General features: G+C 37.5%; 17 protein-coding genes. 6 read left to right on the top strand and 11 right to left on the bottom strand.

Translation table 11 applies throughout. From position 1 onward, the window contains the following. Nucleotides 1–65 precede the first annotated feature (65 nt). Nucleotides 66–236, bottom strand: coding sequence for a hypothetical protein (locus NST46_RS02635; RefSeq protein WP_340002328.1), 171 nt, complete (start codon nucleotides 234–236; stop codon nucleotides 66–68). A gap of 141 nt (nucleotides 237–377) precedes the next feature. Here NST46_RS02635 and NST46_RS02640 point away from each other — a divergent pair, with 141 nt between their 5' ends. Next, a complete protein-coding gene (locus NST46_RS02640) occupies nucleotides 378–1,295 on the top strand; it encodes an SDR family oxidoreductase (protein ID WP_095308310.1) in 918 nt (305 codons plus the stop codon). 414 nt (nucleotides 1,296–1,709) lie between these two features. Here the strand turns inward: NST46_RS02640 and NST46_RS02645 are convergent, their stop codons facing one another. The 10 genes from NST46_RS02645 to NST46_RS02690 form a co-directional block, all read right to left on the bottom strand. Beyond that, on the bottom strand, nucleotides 1,710–2,489 hold the full coding sequence (locus tag NST46_RS02645; RefSeq protein WP_341136718.1) for a Cof-type HAD-IIB family hydrolase: 780 nt from the start codon (nucleotides 2,487–2,489) through the stop codon (nucleotides 1,710–1,712). A gap of 156 nt (nucleotides 2,490–2,645) precedes the next feature. After that, nucleotides 2,646–4,568 (bottom strand): BglG family transcription antiterminator, encoded by a 1,923-nt coding sequence (locus NST46_RS02650; protein WP_341136719.1) that lies wholly within the window; start codon nucleotides 4,566–4,568, stop codon nucleotides 2,646–2,648. Nucleotides 4,569–4,791: 223 nt separating this feature from the next. Continuing rightward, the gene (locus NST46_RS02655; protein WP_341136720.1) at nucleotides 4,792–6,180 is read right to left on the bottom strand and encodes a glycoside hydrolase family 1 protein; all 1,389 of its coding nucleotides are present in this window, start codon (nucleotides 6,178–6,180) and stop codon (nucleotides 4,792–4,794) included. A gap of 16 nt (nucleotides 6,181–6,196) precedes the next feature. Then, a complete protein-coding gene (locus tag NST46_RS02660; RefSeq protein ID WP_251660783.1) occupies nucleotides 6,197–6,502 on the bottom strand; it encodes a PTS lactose/cellobiose transporter subunit IIA in 306 nt (101 codons plus the stop codon). A gap of 79 nt (nucleotides 6,503–6,581) precedes the next feature. Then, a complete protein-coding gene (celB, locus tag NST46_RS02665) occupies nucleotides 6,582–7,865 on the bottom strand; it encodes a PTS cellobiose transporter subunit IIC (RefSeq protein WP_251660785.1) in 1,284 nt (427 codons plus the stop codon). A 23-nt stretch (nucleotides 7,866–7,888) separates the two neighbouring features. Continuing rightward, complete coding sequence (locus tag NST46_RS02670) at nucleotides 7,889–8,197, bottom strand: PTS sugar transporter subunit IIB (RefSeq protein WP_095308298.1); 309 nt, start codon at nucleotides 8,195–8,197, stop codon at nucleotides 7,889–7,891. 221 nt (nucleotides 8,198–8,418) lie between these two features. Next, on the bottom strand, nucleotides 8,419–9,342 hold the full coding sequence (locus NST46_RS02675) for a Gfo/Idh/MocA family protein (RefSeq protein ID WP_341136721.1): 924 nt from the start codon (nucleotides 9,340–9,342) through the stop codon (nucleotides 8,419–8,421). A 199-nt stretch (nucleotides 9,343–9,541) separates the two neighbouring features. Beyond that, nucleotides 9,542–11,053 (bottom strand): sodium:solute symporter, encoded by a 1,512-nt coding sequence (locus NST46_RS02680; RefSeq protein ID WP_118889993.1) that lies wholly within the window; start codon nucleotides 11,051–11,053, stop codon nucleotides 9,542–9,544. After that, nucleotides 11,053–11,259, bottom strand: a complete 207-nt coding sequence (locus NST46_RS02685) for a hypothetical protein (protein ID WP_095308294.1) — start codon at nucleotides 11,257–11,259, stop codon at nucleotides 11,053–11,055. Before NST46_RS02685 ends, NST46_RS02680 begins: the two co-directional genes overlap by 1 nt. A gap of 88 nt (nucleotides 11,260–11,347) precedes the next feature. Further along, entirely contained in the window at nucleotides 11,348–12,217 is an 870-nt protein-coding gene (locus NST46_RS02690) for an N-acetylneuraminate lyase (RefSeq protein ID WP_303450557.1), read from the bottom strand. A gap of 179 nt (nucleotides 12,218–12,396) precedes the next feature. Here NST46_RS02690 and NST46_RS02695 point away from each other — a divergent pair, with 179 nt between their 5' ends. From NST46_RS02695 to NST46_RS02715, 5 genes are all read left to right on the top strand, one after another. Then, entirely contained in the window at nucleotides 12,397–13,089 is a 693-nt protein-coding gene (locus tag NST46_RS02695; protein ID WP_340002333.1) for a FadR/GntR family transcriptional regulator, read from the top strand. Nucleotides 13,090–13,091: 2 nt separating this feature from the next. Next, a complete protein-coding gene (locus NST46_RS02700) occupies nucleotides 13,092–13,763 on the top strand; it encodes a FadR/GntR family transcriptional regulator (RefSeq protein ID WP_095308309.1) in 672 nt (223 codons plus the stop codon). Between the two features lie 10 nt (nucleotides 13,764–13,773). Then, complete coding sequence (locus NST46_RS02705) at nucleotides 13,774–14,658, top strand: ROK family protein (RefSeq protein WP_341136722.1); 885 nt, start codon at nucleotides 13,774–13,776, stop codon at nucleotides 14,656–14,658. Nucleotides 14,659–14,675: 17 nt separating this feature from the next. Next, a complete protein-coding gene (locus tag NST46_RS02710; protein WP_095308290.1) occupies nucleotides 14,676–15,353 on the top strand; it encodes an N-acetylmannosamine-6-phosphate 2-epimerase in 678 nt (225 codons plus the stop codon). A 335-nt stretch (nucleotides 15,354–15,688) separates the two neighbouring features. Beyond that, nucleotides 15,689–16,543: an ROK family protein gene (locus NST46_RS02715; protein WP_303450572.1), complete on the top strand. Its 855-nt coding sequence runs from the start codon at nucleotides 15,689–15,691 to the stop codon at nucleotides 16,541–16,543. Nucleotides 16,544–16,615: the final 72 nt, after the last annotated feature.

Genomic DNA, 16,615 nt, shown 5'->3' on the forward strand with positions numbered 1-16,615 from the left:
GAACTTATATAAAAAGATAGTTTTAAAATAACCCAGCTGGAATTAGCCGGGCTATGCCTTAACAGTTAAATAATCGGATAATACTGTTCATATCCCGGATTGCAGTAATAAGGTGGTCTTGGCCCGATTTTCGGAACAAGCCACAAATTCGGGTTATCATCATATCGCATTTTTTCTTTTTCGTCGGAATGCGTAACTAATAACAGTTTTACCTCTGGATTGTAATAATCATGCATCGTTATAAACCCCTCCTGCCTATGCTTTCCAATTACTTTATTCACCTCACACCGTTCATGAGCACGTACATTTAACCGATGCACAACATCCGCCCATTTTTCATAAATTAATTTCAGTATGAATGATGGAGGAGGAATATAATGACAAAGGATTATGGAGACGAGCAAACTTATCCTATGTATCCCAATTACGGAAAAATAACGCGGTATGAGGATATCGCTATTACGGTTCCTGAACAACGTCAATATCGACAGCCAGGTGTAGAAGCCAAAATGGTACCGAGACCAATCATCGAAAATCCGAATTATAAAGGAAGTGGAAAGTTAAAAGGTAAAGTTGCTCTGATTACTGGCGGTGACAGTGGAATGGGAGCTGCTGCGGCAATTGCTTTTGCAAAAGAAGGAGCAGATATTGCCATTTCCTATTTGGATGAACATGATGATGCAAACCGAACGAAAAACAGAATCCACGAGCTTGGCAGAGAGTGTCTCCTGTTACCTGGTGACCTTAGAAACAAACAGCAATGTATCGCTATTGTTGAAGAGACAATTAATACTTTCGGGAAGCTTGACATTCTGTGCAATCATGTAGGTATCCAATTTCAACAACTAAGTTTGCTCGATATTACCGATGAACAATTCGATGACACATTCAAGGTAAATATCTATTCCCATTTTTACACCACACGCGCTGCACTTAAATACTTAGAAGCAGGTAGCTCCATTATTAACACCTCTTCTGTTGTCGCTTTTGATGGAAATGATCAGCTCATTGATTACACAGCAACTAAAGGTGCAAACATCGGCTTTACACGAGCATTGGCAAACAGCTTAGTACGTAAAGGAATACGTGTTAATGCAATTGCACCTGGACGAATATGGACACCCCTCATTCCATCCAGCTTTTCCGCCGACCAAGTTCCCCTTGCAGGTAATCCAATGGATCGTCAAGGCCAGCCGTTTGAAGTGGCTCCGACATTTGTCTATCTTGCTTCAGATGATTCAAGATTTGTAACAGGACAAACGCTGCATGTGAATGGCGGGCAGGTGCTTTCATAGTATTATGTTTATATCTTAATGAATGACTCTTTACTGTTTGGATGGATCGTGCGTTAGTTTTCGGTTTGGTGTTATAGAGATGGAGGATGGTGCGTTAGTTTTGGGTTTGGTGTCATAGAGATGGGGGATGGTGCGTTAATTTTGGGTTTGGTGTCATAGAGATGGAAGATGGTGCGTTAGTTTTGGGTTTGGTGTTATAGAGATGGGAGATGGTGCGTTAGTTTTAGGTTTGGTGTCATAGAGATGGCGGATGGTGCGTTAGTTTTAGGTTTGGTGTCATAGAGATGGAGGATGGTGCGTTAGTTTTCGATTTGGTGCTTTAGCCAGGACGGATGGTGCCTTATTTTGGATTTGGTGCTTTAGCGACGGTGGATGGAGGGCAGTCAAAACCGACTGCCCTATTTCTAGATTAATCTACTTCAACAGGCCAACTAACTGCAGTCCGTGTAAAATTCCATCTTCTCCTACATCTTTTGTCACAAATTTCGCAGCTTTTTTAGCTAAATCATGTCCATTTCCCATGGCAACACTATTATGAACATACGTCAGCATCTCCACATCATTTAATCCATCACCAAATGCATATACGTGTTCAGGCGAAACACCTAAATGCTTTACTAGATTTTCAATGCCCATCGCCTTTGACCCACCTAATGGCAAAACATCTACTGAATATTGATGCCAGCGGACAAAATCAAGCTGATCTACTGCTTCTTTGTATGCTGCTTCATGCTCATTCTTACAAAAAAGCAGCGTTTGGTAGATTTCATTATTTTCATAGAAACTGGGATCAAATCCCACTTTATTATTCACTTTCAACGAATCGATTGCCTCTGCCAATTCAGCATGCTCTTCCACATTCGAATACCAGCCTTCATGATCCATGTAGATCAGCGGATGCCCATGCTTCCTAGCATGGACAGTTAATTGTTCCAACAAATCGCGTTTGATTGGGTTTTTATAAACGATTTCACCGTCTCTTACAACATATTGCCCATTAAAACCTACAAACGTATTGATATTTAACACTTCACGCAGGTCTTTAAAATTAAAGGGTGAACGGCCAGTCGCAATGGCAATTTCATGTCCTTCTCCTTGAAGCGTTTGAATAGCTTCCTTTGTTGATGCAGGAAGTTGTTTCTCATCGTTATACAACGTTCCATCTATGTCAAAAATAATTAACTTTTTTTGCATGTTGCTACCTCTTTCTATGGGGGTTCTACTGTTTAGCTTAAGGGAAAAGGTGGGGGAATGCAATTTATTCGGTTAGATAGAAATAAGAATGGGAAAGAATTTGTTGCAGAGAGATGTTTCGCTCGGATATTTAAAAATGTCACGCAGCTCTTTATTTTATAAACTCCCAACAAACTCTTTATAATCCCTGGCTTTAATCAACCTTTCAACCATCGTACTACTATCAATTATCTCTCCGAGCATTTCGTACATTGCCTGCAGGTCTTCTTGTGAATCTTTCTTAACACATAGAAGGCATATAAATTGAACAGGTTTGTCCCCCCATTTTATTGGCTTTTCTAATGTACATACAGTCAGAAAGGTTTTTTCTGTTTTTGGTGTGATTGGATGTGGTATTGCCACTAAATTGCCATACGAAGTAGGAGCAACTTCCTCCCTTTCGTATACCGCTTCTAGAAACGTCTCATCCACTAAATCTTTCTTTAGCAATTCATCATTTAGAAAGCTCAAAACCTCATCCATCGTTTGGTGCTTTTTCCGAGGAAACATTAGCTCTTCACTAAAATAGGTATTTATAGATTGACCCCGTTCCCCTATAAATCGCCCAATTTTTGTTAAATCTTGATCTCCTAAAATGGCATTAACTTGAACAACTGGTACTGGGATATTATCTTGAATGGGAATTGAACTGACAATAAAATCTATATCATACAAACTATAATCACGTAATTTATAATATTCTGTTGTTCCAACAATATCTAAATCCTTACCAAATTGATTTTTCAATTTATAATAGATTAATTGCGCTGTTCCAAAGCCTGACGCACATATGATTAAACAGCGCTTTGGTCCACTTTTCAGCTTTCTTCTTTCTATCGCTGCTCCTATATGAAGGGCAATATAGCCAACCTCAGGTTCATCTATTTCAGTCCCTGTTTCTTCTCCGATAATTATTCCGGCATAAACAGCTGCTTCAAATGCTAATGGATAATTCTTTTTTATATCTTCCAGCATCGGATTACGGATGTTCATTCCATACTTATACCGATTAACAGCCGGCTTCAAATGAAGACTTAACCCAAGTATTAACTCCTTATCCTCGTTAATTCCAAGGTTTAATTCTTGCTCGATTTTATTCAATGCCGATGTGACAAGATGAAGAATATCCTCATCAATTACCTCTTCAACGGCATCATTCGCCTGAGAAAGCATTTTTGTTCCAAGTAAATGTATTGCAATATAGGCTACCTCCAATTGTGGAAATTCAACTTGGAACTTTTCTTCTATCTCTTTTACGATTTCCTGCGCAACTTTGTATTCTTTTTGTTTTAAAATATCCTGTAAATCCATATTGTATAATTTCACATGATTACCACTTTTTATTCGCTTATAAGCAATGGCAATATGAACGAGTAAATTATTCAATGCTATGTCTGATAGCGTGATGGAATGAGCGTTAATTTGCTTGATGATAATCTTTAAAAAACCATCAAGTACTTTCTGATCGAAGGAAGCTAGATATGGATCCATCAATTGCTCTCCAATATCTTCATTCCAATCAAAAATATATTCTGCCATACAAAAACGGAGTTTCATTTCATTCCCTATTACTTTCAAACCATAATTTGGACGCACATCTAAACTAAGTTCGTATTTAAATAGTATTTCTCTAACTTGCTTTAAATCATTTTGAATAGTAGACCTGCTGATATACATCTCATCAGCTAAATCATCTAACTTAATATAATTCTTATTAAGCAGAAGTCGTATGATGATATATTTCGTTCTTTCTTCCGGTGTCTTTGGAACAAATCCGTTTATCGACTGACCATCATTTGATATTTCTGTTAAAAAATCTCGGAAAAGTTGTTGTTCTTCCATAATTTTCAGCTGATATCCCTTGCCCTTTAATGACTCAATCATAGCTCCATTTCCCTCTAGTAGCATCGAAAGATTTTTTATATCTTCTCTCGTAGTTCGTACGGATACTTGTGTTATAGAAGCTAAGTACGTCCCGGTAATAGGAGATTCAACTGCGATTAATTCTCGTAATATCACTTTCATTCTGTATTCTAGCATTTTCTTAATCCACCCTCTTTCGGTGTACCAATTACGATTAACATGAATCTTTTATCACTAACCTTGCCCTCTATCATTATTTTAACCATAAAAGGCTCTGATACCTATGCAGAACCAGAGCCTTTTAGAAAAAAATACTATTATAATGGAATCTTCTATACACTTTTTTTGAGTCCGCATCATGTTCTATAGGATATTCTTTAGAAAAACAATCCAATTCTTATTAAAAGCCGTTACGCTCAGACACTTCTTTGATCCAGTGTGCACTTTTCTTCGGTGTGCGTTCTTTTGTCTTTACATCAACTGAAAAGAACCCATAGCGGTTTTTATAGGCGTTCATCCATGACCAGTTGTCCATAAATGTCCAGAGGTGGTAGCCTTTTGCATTACACCCTTCCTGGATTGATTGATGCAACCACTTTAAATGCTCACGGATAAAGTCAATTCGGTAGTCGTCCTGGATTTCTCCGTCTTCTAAGAAGCGTTCTTCATTTTGAACTCCCATACCATTTTCTGAGATGAAGGATTCAATATTGCCATAGTTTTCTTTTAGATTAATCATAATGTCATAGATACCTTTTTCGTAAATTTCCCATCCGCGATAAGGATTCATTTTACGACCTGGCATTTCATAGTTATCGAAAAACCAATCTGGCATGAAAGGTCCATAAGGGTTTGGCAAATGTTCCTTTGCTTTTACACGACGTGGCTGATAATAATTGACACCTAGAATATCAGCAGTGTTTGCTTTAATTAGCTCACGATCTCCATTTTCTGTCATAGGTAATTGACCATGTTCACGTAGAATTTCAATTAATTCTTCAGGGTACTCCCCTAAGACAGCTGGATCCAGGAAGCTACGGTTGAAAAATAAATCTGCAATTTGTGATGCTCTTAAGTCAGCAGGGTTTTGACTACGCGGATAAGATGGCGTCAGATTTAAAATGATACCAATTTTTCCTTCGCTAATATCACATGTACGGAAAATCTCCACTGCTTTTGCATGAGCAACCATTGTATGAAATGCAACTTGTACTGCACGTCTTCCATCGACTACATTAGGATAATGGAAATCATAAAGATAACCGCCTTCTACCGGAACAATTGGCTCGTTAAATGTAAACCATTTGGAAACACGATCACCAAATAGATGGAAAGCTTCTTTGGCATATGCTGCATATGCATCAACAACAGATCTGCTTTCCCAGCCACCTTCTTCTTGTAACTCGAATGGCATATCAAAATGGTATAGGTTTACAAAAGGCTCAATCCCATTAGCAAGCAGTTCATCAATTACATGATTATAGAACTTCAAAGCCTCTTGATTTACTTCACCACGTCCACCAGGGATTAGCCGAGACCAGGAGATTGATAAACGGAATGTATTGTGACCAATTTCCTTCATTAATTGGATATCTTCTTTATAACGGTAATAAAAGTCAGATGTGGACTCTGGACCTACACCTTCAAAAAAGCGATTTGGTTCGACTTCGTACCAATGGTCCCAGATATTTTTTCCCTTTCCTCCCGCATTGGCAGCTCCCTCCATTTGCGTTGCCGATGTTGCACTTCCCCACCAAAATCCTTCCGGAAATTTATATTGAACTGACATTTCATATACCTCCTCATTATTTGCTGCGATAGAGTTCAATAAATTCTACTGCTAAATCCCTCACAGTCATAGCGTTCATTAAATGGTCCTGTGAATGAATTAAAATCACATTTACATTTGCCTCTTCCCCATTAGCTTCTTCCTGTAATAGCTTTGTCTGGAAACCATGTGCCTTCGTTAGCTCTTCACCTGCTTCTGCTATTTTTTGATCAGCTTCTTCAAAATTACCCTCTTTTGCATCTTGAATAGCCTCCATCGCACTAGAACGACCATTTCCTGCATATAAAATAATTTGAAATGCAATTTCTGTAATATTATCCATTCGCAGTCACCTCTCATAAGTTGCTAATCTATCATCTTAAGAATAGAGTGGCCCCGCATAATTGGGGCCACTAATCTATCTACTTATTGCCACTTTTCTCTTTCTCATAATAGTTTTTATCCAGAATTTTCAGGAACGGCCACCAGATTACCATTACGACCATTAAATTAAATGCCTGCAGTACTGCACCTTGCCACGCATTGCCTGTTGCTAAAAATCCACTTATCAGCGGTGGTGTAGTCCATGGGACAATTATTCCAGCTGGCTTCGGTACGATTCCAGTTGACATTGCAATATACGTAATGACCGTTATAACAACTGGAGCGATAATCCAAGGAATCAGGACTAATGGGTTCATAACAATCGGCAATCCAAAGATAATTGGCTCGTTTACGTTGAATATGCCCGCTGGCGCACCAAGCTTCCCTAGCTCTTTTAACTGCCTGCTTCGCCCTATCATAAAGATCAGAATGATAACCGCTAATGTCATACCTGTTCCACCCATACCGACTAAGAAAGTATCAATAAACTGTTTTGTTACAACGTTTGGCAACTCAAGACCTGCCTGGAATGCTTGTAAATTTTCATCGTTTAAGGTGTACCAAATTGGATCAAATACAGAGTTTACGATAATCTGACCATGTAAGCCAAAGAACCAGAAAACTTGAATTAAAAGTACTGCCACAATAGTTGCTGGCAAACCACTGCCTAGAGTAGTCAATGGCTGTTGAATAATGGTATAGATAAAGTTCTGTATGGTTTCAAATGGTGTATAGCTGAAAATAATACGAATTATTAAAAATAATGATAACGTTAATGTGATTGGAATTAATGCGCTAAATGATTTAGAAACTGCATCCGGAACGCCTGGTGGCATTTTGATTGTCCAATTTTTCTGAGTGAAAAACCGATATAGCTCAGCAGATACAAATGCCGTAATGATTCCTAAGAACATACCTTGTGCACCTAAGCTTACTGTTGGAATAACACCTGCCACTCCCTCAAGTACTTGCGGTGTTAAGATTAAAAACGAAGCTAAAGCAGTTGCTCCACCATAAATAGCCTCCAAACCGTATTGCTCAGTTAGCTTATATCCGATACCAATAATGACAAACAGACCCATAATACTTAAGGTTGCGGCTGAAGCTGGTCCTAATGCAGTTTGATACGTTGCAAATGCTTCTTCCCCAATCAATTTATCTAAAAATGGCAGATTTGCCAGAACAACGAATATTGAACCAAAAATAATTAATGGTAGTGAAACCATGAAGCCATCACGCAGAGCTGTCAAATATTTGTTATTGTTAAGCTTGTCCGCAATTGGTAACAGTATATTTTCCAAGACCTCCATAAACTTGTTCATTTTTATGCTCCCCCTCTTGGTGACTATTCACCAATTAACTCCAATGCTTTATTTAAAACCGCTTCTCCATCTACGCGACCATAAGCCATGGGATCAATAATGTCTAATGGAACTCCAGCTTTCTCTGCGACTACAGAGAATTTCTTCTTCATAAATCTCATTTGCGGGCCGATTAAAAGAACATCTGCCTTTTCGATTTCAGTTGGTGCCTTGTCTTGTGCAACAGCCCAAATATTGACTTCAATCCCTTTCGAAGCAGCTGATTCCTTCATCTTGTTCACTAAAAGACTTGTTGACATTCCTGATGAGCATGCTAATAATATATTTTTCATCTGATAATTCCCCCTGAATTATAATGTAGTTTGTTTTTGAACCTATATTTATCGTACAGCTAAAGCGGTTTCATTAACACGCATTGTTTTTCCTCTTTAAAGAGGAAGTTGTTAAACGCTTTCATTTTTTTTTACCAGACACCAAGCAAAAAATAGCAATCTGTTATGAATCATTAATAGAATGAAAAACTCCCTACCATCAAGTAAGGAGTTTAGTCAGTTTAAATTACAGCTTTAGTCAGTAACTCTTCGACAACTAATTGTGATTTTAATCCCTCTACTCCATCGACAAGAAGTTGTGAGTCGTTGGTAACACATTCCACGAAATGTTCAACCGCGTCAACAAATCCTTTTTGCTTTAAGGTCGTTTCCCAGGATGGGGAAGTCTGTATGGTAAGTTTATCTTCTTGAACAGTTTCCATCACATTCAAGTTTTTCACACGAATTAGTGCTCCATCTGTAAGTAACTTTAATTGCTCTAAACTCGTTCCAGCCTTTCGATGCATTGAAAGATTAAATGAAGCTCCATTTTCAGCTTCGAAAACATGCTGAGCAAAAACGAGCTGTTCAGTCAAATTAGTTGTCATCTTTTGATACATCAACTTCAATTCACCACCATGAAACCACCTCATCAAGTCAACGATGTGAATGTAATCGTCAAGCATCGTAAAACGGCAACTCGCCGGACCAATGTTATTTGTACGGTGTTTCTCAACATAAATCGCAGCAGGATCCCCTCCCCTTTGCTTCGCTTCCACATACATCGGTGCAAAACGACGATTAAATCCAACCATTAGTTTTCGACGTTTTTTTTCACTTAACTCAACTAGTTTTTCCGCTTCTTCAACTGTAGCAGCAAGTGGCTTATCCACATAAACATCTTTTCCATTTTTAAGAAGTTCCGATACTACTTCAAAATGGGACTCCGTTGAGCTATGGACAAATACCGCGTCACTTGCTTGTATTAATGCTGACATACTATGAAAATCCTGAATTCGATACTGCTGGCAAATTTGCTTTCTTTTTTTCTCGTTCGGGGAAAAGGCCCCGACAAATTGCCACTTCGTTTCTTTCGTTAAAGTTGGTAAATAAGCTTTTTGTGCAATACCTCCAAGTCCAATCATAGCAATTCTTGGCAATTTCATTTAGACACTCCTTAAATAAGGCTTCTTTTATTTATGTTCTTTCATGTTATTTAATATTGGATAATAATACAAGTACTTAGGTAATGAGAAACATGATTTATGGATTTTCTCGAAACGGTTGCTTTTAATCCATTCATAGATAATAGCAATATGAAAAAAACGAGTAATCACTTCCGTCAGTGATTACTCGATCCTTATTTTAAGCTCCTATTTTTTCTTTTACATACTTTTCATTTTTACTGAATATTGTAAGACCAGTTGTGTTTTTATGGAATTTAGGAAAGAAAAAGCTTGCGATATATCCAAACCCAAATGATGTAAAGAAAGATACCATACTTACAGCAAATGGGGTTAACTCCGTTTGCTGGATAAAGTACGAAGCAATTGCACTTAGGAATAGTCCAACCAATACACCTGGAGCATTTGCTCGTTTCGTGAAAATTCCGAGTGCAAATATACCAGCAATTGGTACACCAAATAATCCGGTTATAGCCAAAAATAAGTTCCATGTTTCTGCACGATTCGTGGAAATGAGATACAAAGCAACAGCTAATCCAAGAACACCAGTAATGATTACTACCCATCTTGCAAGTGCGACATCATTTGTTTTCTTATGATTGAAAAATCGCTGTTTAAAATCAACCAATATACAAGCTGAAATACTGTTAAGACTCGATGAAATGGTAGATTGAGCAGCCGCAAAAATAGCAGCAATTAGTAAACCTGCAACACCTACTGGCAATGAAGTCACAATAAAATATGGAACGATTGCTGAAGTGTTAAACCCATCAGGAAGTGCTTCCACATTACTGTAATAGCTGTAAAGCACCGTTCCCATACCATAAAATATAGGAATTGTGATTAATGCAAGAATTCCATTTGTCCACAAGGATTTATTTGTATCCTTGATAGAACTTGTTGTCTGGTAGCGCTGTACAACATCCTGACTCGCTGTATACTGATGCAGATTATTAAAAATGGAACCAAGGAAAATAATTGGTATTGCTGCAGCTGCAGTACCAAACTGAAAGTTTTGCGCTGTAATAAATTTTTCATTCGAAATCGCATCATTTAATACAGTTGAGAAACCACCATTAACTGCGGATATACCAAGTACAACAACTAATATTGCACCGCCAAGTAGTATAATCCCTTGAATAACATCACTCCAGATTACACCTTCCATACCACCTAAGAATGTGTAGATAATACATAACCCTCCAACAGCTGCAGCAATAAGCACTGGATTAATTTCTGAAACGGAAGTAATGGCTAATGTTGGCAAATAAATAACAATCGCTACACGTCCAATATGAAATAAAACAAATAATAAGCTCCCTATCACCCTTAGTGAAGGGCCGAATCTTTCTTCGAGATATTCATACGCTGTTGTTATATTAAGTTTTCTGAAGAAAGGAATGTAGAAATAAATCAAAATCGGTATAATTGCAAATATTGCAAGGTTTCCTGCTGCATAGGACCAGTCCGTTAAAAATGCCTGCTCTGGAGTAGACATAAATGTAATCGCACTCAAAGTTGTCGCATAAATACTGAAGCCCGCTGCCCATGCAGGAATTTTACCACTTGCTTTAAAGAAGGCATCTGTATCCTTACCGGCTTTTTTCGTGAAGTATAAACCTACGCCAAGCATAGCGATTAAATAAACAACTAATACGATCCAGTTTACTGTACCAAGACCCACTTTTTCCATTATTTTTCCCCCTCTTTGTATGCGCTTAAATATTTATTATTCAAAAAATTAATTGATAGGAAAAGCAGTTCAACTGCTTTTCCTTGTTTGGTCTTATGAAAACTTGGCATACGGTAAATAAATTGTTGAAAGCTTATTTTTTTCTTAGAAGCTCTTATTCTATTATTCTTGAAATTCAAGCTTCCTGAGCGTGCATGATTCTGCATAAAAATGCTTTTCCTCTGAGAAGTATGTGTTTTGGACTATTAATTGCTCACTTGTACAGAAAAAATACAAGTACACTTTCGACTTAAATCACAAATTAAAATCTCTCACCAGTTTTTCCACAGCTTCCCTTTTTGCTGGATCAAATGAACTCATTGGCTGCTTCACTGTTCCGGCATCGATGCCCTTCACATTCAATATCTCCTTCAATGTCTGATACAACCCAAGCTCTAAAACTTTTTCTATGATATCGTTCATAACATGCTGCACTTCATAGGCGCTGGCAACTTCTCCCCGCTGCACCATTTCAAAAATTTGTTTTGCAAGATTACCATGGATATTATAGGTACTTCCAATTGCACCGTCTACACCAGAGACCGCACCATATATTAGCATTTCGTCAAATCCTGAATAGATCAGTTTATTTGGGTATTTCTTACGCAGACGCTCTAACATAAAGAAATTGCCATCTGTATATTTAACACCGATAACTTTTTCATTTTGGAAAAGCACATCAAACTGTTCCAATGACATGGATACGCCTGTCAAAGCAGGAATAGCATAAATAATCATATTGTTGCCTGTTGCTTCTATAATCGTTTCATAGTAATTCTTAATCTCGTCAAACGTAAATTTATAATAGAATGGTGTAACAGCTGAAAGGCTATCATACCCCAATTCTGTTGCATACTTCCCAAGTTCCACAGCCTCATCTAGATTGATTGAGCCAACTTGTGCGATTAGTTTAACCGCTCCATTCGTTTCTTCATGTGTAATTTTAAAAATTTCCTTCTTTTGATCGGTTGTCAGCATAAAGTTCTCCCCAGAGCTTCCGTTTACATATAACCCATCAACCTGCTGCACGTCGATATTATTTCTGATTACTTCCCGTAACCCCTGTTCTTTAATTCTTCCCTGATCATCAAAAGGAACGAGTAACGCTGAAAATATACCTTTCATGAAAATTCCTCCCTTAATTTTATAATTGCTAAAACGCATTCATAAAGTTATAATATTGTCAGACCAATTTTCATTTTCATCATAAAAGGGTTTTCACAAAATGTCAACACTTTTCGTAAGGGGTTTCATTATAACTATGAAAATATGATATGATTTAGGAAAAAAAACGAGGGATCGACGTGGAAATTCAGAAGACTTCTCTAGTGAATATTGTTATCGAAAGAATAAAAAACTCTATTCTAGAAAATAAGTTAAAACCAAATGATAAATTTTTAACGGAAAAGGAGCTTACGGAGCAGCTGAAGGTAAGTCGAACTGTAGTAAGAGAAGCATTAATCTCACTTCAAGCTGTGGGGATTTTAAAGATTAAGCCCGGTGGCGGAATCTACATTGCAGACACGAAGCTTGGAACGATCAATTCCATTTTAAAACATCATTATGAAACATACGGTGTAAAAATAAGGGAATTAATCGAAATTCGAAAGATCATCGAACTTGGGGCATTGCGCCTGATTATTGAAAAGCAGGTTCCATTGGATATACAACAGCTAAAAGAAATAAATGAGTCCTATCTCCAAGCGATTACAACCAATGGAGATACAAAGAAATTCGATCGTATTTTCCATCAATCCCTTATTAAAGCAACTGATAACGATACCTTTTATGACTTCAGTGAAATTATTCATCAGTACTTTGCTCTCGTAAGAATAGATTTGACAGAGAATCAGGATTCCTTAATAGAATCGTACAAACAGCACAATGAAATTGTTGATGCTATTAAGGATAATGATCTGCTTCATGCACAGAAAACAATGACTGCCCACTTTGAACCTATTTTTACTTTTATTAAGAAAATGGAGGAAGAATCGTGAAAATGGATCCAGTCGATGTGACAGAAAGAAAGTCTCTTAAAAAAACGGTCATACAGGAAATTAAAAAATATATAATCGATCAGCAACTAAAGGCAGGAGACAAACTTCCGACAGAGCGTACATTTACTATGATGTTCGGGGTAAGCAGGTCTGTAGTCAGAGAGGCCTTAAGTTATCTCGAAAATACTGGGGTTGTTACAACAACACAGGGAAAAGGTGCATTCATAAATGAATCAAACATAGAAAATCTTCTAAACAGCTTTTTTTTCCTTTGGCAAGTTAATGATGGACAAATCGAGGACATATTAAGCTTAAGAATCATTTTTGAGTCAAGTGCCATTGATGAAATAATTCGGCAAAATCGAATGGACGAACTTACTGAATTAAAACATAGGGTGGATGACAGTAAAAACTGCCAATCATTGGAGGAATTCAGGGAAGCGGATATTGCTTTTCATAAACATCTTCTAGAAGCAACGAATAATAAGCTGTTTATTCAAATGACAAACATGATTACAACCTATTTTTTCGAAACGGAATATATTGAAATGACGATAGACGAATATCAAAAAGCTGCATCAGAGCATTTACAAATTGTAGAAGCAATGATTAAAGGAAATGCCGAGCAAGCAAAAGCATTACTCACAAGACATATTCAAAACACAAAGGTATAGGGGGCTTCATATGGGTATTTACCTATCCATTGATATTGGGGGTACATACATTAAATATGCCCTGATGGATGAGCAGCATAGACTTTATAACCATCAGAAGATGGAAACACCCGTAAATATCAATCATGCCATTTTAAAACAGATTGAAACAATAGTAGAGAACACAACAGCTCAGTACGAGATTAATGGAGTCGGCATCAGCACCGCAGGGATTGTAGACAGAACGACAGGGGAAATAATTTACGCTGGACCGACCATTAAAGACTATAAAGGTACAGCTTTCAAATCTTTGCTGAATGATAAATATAAGCTGCCAGTACATGTTGAGAATGATGTAAATGCAGCACTGCTCGGAGAAATTTGGAAAGGTGCTGCTAGAAATCAAAATAACGTTGTTTGCATTACCTTGGGTACAGGAATTGGCGGTGCACATTATGATCATCAACTAGAGGATGGATTTAATTATCAGGCAAATTCAGTGGGATATTTATTGTATGACCCAGAAACACGAACAAACTATGAAGAACGCGCATCAACAGCTGCTTTACATAAGAGAATAGAAAAAGAATTAGGAACCGAATTCTCAGTAAAATCCGTTTTTGAACATGCGAAAAATGGAAATGAATCCTGTATTTCCATTATTGTACCCTGGGCAAAAGAAGTAGCAAAAGGACTAGCGCAAATTATTTTAATATCAGACCCAAAATGCATTCTAATAGGTGGTGGCGTTTCAGCTCAAGGGGATTATCTTCTCAAACAGATTCAAAATCAGCTCGACGTATTCCTACCGGAGAATTTCCTGAAAACGGAGCTGAAGATAGCTGAATTATTTAATGACGCTGCATTATATGGAGCTGTGTATCCTTTTTTTAATACGAAAAATAACACTTTTTGAATAGGGGGAAGTAAGATATGCTAGAAAAAGTAAAAGGAAATTTGATTGTATCCTGTCAGGCACTACCTGATGAACCATTACATAGTTCATTTATTATGTCCAAAATGGCATTAGCAGCATTACAAGGTGGAGCAAAAGGCATTCGAGCCAACTCTAAAGCGGATATTATCGCAATTAAAAAAGAAGTCGACCTGCCAGTAGTAGGTATTGTAAAACGTGATTATGAAGATAGCTCTGTCTTTATAACTGCAACTTATAAAGAAATAGACGAATTAATAGAGAGCGACTGTGAAATGATTGCAATGGATGCGACAAACAGGAAGCGCCCAAATAATATTGAACTTGCAGAGCTTGTGAGCTATACACGGGAAAAGAATAGTAAAATCCAGCTCATGGCCGATATTGCTACACTCGAGGAGGCTGTTCAGGCAGAGCAACTTGGGTTTGACTGTATATCCACTACCTTGCATGGTTACACCGAAATAACAAAAGGCAAAAAGCTTTACCATGATGACTTTAAATTTTTGAAGGATGTTTTGGAACATGTGAACATACCGGTTATTGCTGAAGGAAATGTGATCACACCAGAAATGTACAAACGTTGCATGGAACTTGGCGCATATTCCAGTGTCGTTGGTGGAGCGATTACAAGACCGAAAGAAATTACAAAACGTTTTATTGAAATGATGGCGTGATAATCAAGTAGGATAAGTGAATAACTCTTCAGAACCCGGAGTGCCGATTTCCCCACACCGGGTTTTCTAGAAATTAGTTCCTAGTATTGCGCAGTTCTTTAACAACTCTGAAAATCGAATTGATAGATTTGGAGCTTTTGGGTTTTTACAGATGACATCGTTCTTTTGACTTCTGCTACTTAACACTAGCTCTTTCTTGGTTAAGTAATTTAGATTATGGCTTTAATCTGCCTTTATAGTGGTTTTTACAATAGCATTAATGCTACTCTTTGTGTTAATGCACGTTTATGTTGTTATTTTAGAATGATAAAAATATTATATAGGGGAGGAACGATATGCTTATAGGCGGAATTGAAGCAGGTGGTACTAAATTTGTGTGTGCTGTTGGAGATGAATCTGGAAATATTTTTGACAAGGTAACTTTCCCTACAGAAGAACCAGAAAAAACACTGGATGCAGCAAAGCAATTCTTTAACAAACATGATATCCAAGCACTAGGTGTAGGAAGCTTCGGTCCTGTGGACTTGAATAAAAAAAGCAAGACATTTGGCAGGATTTTAAATACACCAAAGTTAAAATGGAAGCAGTTTCATCTGTTAGAGCAGCTAAAACAAGATTATAATATACCAGTAACTTTGGATACAGATGTCAATGCTGCAGCATTGGGAGAATATAAATATGGTGCTGCAAAAAATGCCGCTAGTATTCTCTATATTACAGTAGGCACTGGCATTGGAGCAGGGTTTGTGAAAGACGGCCAAACTTATATTGGCAAAAGCCATCCCGAAATGGGCCACATCTTTATTCAACAAAGAAAAGACGATAATTTTGAGGGTAACTGTCCTTACCATGGTACCTGTTTAGAAGGTTTGGCTTCAGGACCAGCGATTGAAAAACGCTTTGGTAAAAAAGGAGATTTATTAGGAGCAGATCATATTGCATGGGAAATAACAGCAGATTATTTAGCACAAGCAATCATTAATTATCTTCTTATTCTTTCTCCTGAAAAAGTGATTATTGGTGGCGGCGTAATGAAACAAAAGCAGTTGTACCCGCTTATCCGTAGAAAGGTACTGGAGTTTTCGAATGCTTATATGGAACTTGAAAATTTGGACGAAATGATTGTAGCCCCTAAATTAAATGATGAGCAGGGGATTAAGGGTGCTATTGCGTTGGCTTTGTTGGGGTGAATGGGAAAAAGCTGTTGCTATGTGTTTGCAACAGCTTTTATAGTGTAAAAAATCAAATTTTAACAGGACTTG

Origin of the sequence: Oceanobacillus sp. FSL W7-1309, assembly GCF_038002145.1 — a bacterium.
Classification (GTDB): Bacteria; Bacillota; Bacilli; order Bacillales; family Amphibacillaceae; genus Oceanobacillus; species Oceanobacillus profundus.

Coding starts and splice junctions, on each gene's coding strand:
- NST46_RS02700 (WP_095308309.1), top strand. CDS start 13,092: ATGGATCCAGTCGATGTGACAGAAAGAAAGTCTCTTAAAAAAACGGTC.
- NST46_RS02680 (WP_118889993.1), bottom strand. CDS start 11,053: ATGGAAAAAGTGGGTCTTGGTACAGTAAACTGGATCGTATTAGTTGTT.
- NST46_RS02650 (WP_341136719.1), bottom strand. CDS start 4,568: ATGCTAGAATACAGAATGAAAGTGATATTACGAGAATTAATCGCAGTT.
- NST46_RS02715 (WP_303450572.1), top strand. CDS start 15,689: ATGCTTATAGGCGGAATTGAAGCAGGTGGTACTAAATTTGTGTGTGCT.
- NST46_RS02675 (WP_341136721.1), bottom strand. CDS start 9,342: ATGAAATTGCCAAGAATTGCTATGATTGGACTTGGAGGTATTGCACAA.
- NST46_RS02710 (WP_095308290.1), top strand. CDS start 14,676: ATGCTAGAAAAAGTAAAAGGAAATTTGATTGTATCCTGTCAGGCACTA.
- NST46_RS02685 (WP_095308294.1), bottom strand. CDS start 11,259: ATGCAGAATCATGCACGCTCAGGAAGCTTGAATTTCAAGAATAATAGA.
- NST46_RS02655 (WP_341136720.1), bottom strand. CDS start 6,180: ATGTCAGTTCAATATAAATTTCCGGAAGGATTTTGGTGGGGAAGTGCA.
- NST46_RS02705 (WP_341136722.1), top strand. CDS start 13,774: ATGGGTATTTACCTATCCATTGATATTGGGGGTACATACATTAAATAT.
- NST46_RS02645 (WP_341136718.1), bottom strand. CDS start 2,489: ATGCAAAAAAAGTTAATTATTTTTGACATAGATGGAACGTTGTATAAC.
- NST46_RS02660 (WP_251660783.1), bottom strand. CDS start 6,502: ATGGATAATATTACAGAAATTGCATTTCAAATTATTTTATATGCAGGA.
- NST46_RS02670 (WP_095308298.1), bottom strand. CDS start 8,197: ATGAAAAATATATTATTAGCATGCTCATCAGGAATGTCAACAAGTCTT.
- celB (WP_251660785.1), bottom strand. CDS start 7,865: ATGAACAAGTTTATGGAGGTCTTGGAAAATATACTGTTACCAATTGCG.
- NST46_RS02635 (WP_340002328.1), bottom strand. CDS start 236: ATGCATGATTATTACAATCCAGAGGTAAAACTGTTATTAGTTACGCAT.
- NST46_RS02690 (WP_303450557.1), bottom strand. CDS start 12,217: ATGAAAGGTATATTTTCAGCGTTACTCGTTCCTTTTGATGATCAGGGA.
- NST46_RS02640 (WP_095308310.1), top strand. CDS start 378: ATGACAAAGGATTATGGAGACGAGCAAACTTATCCTATGTATCCCAAT.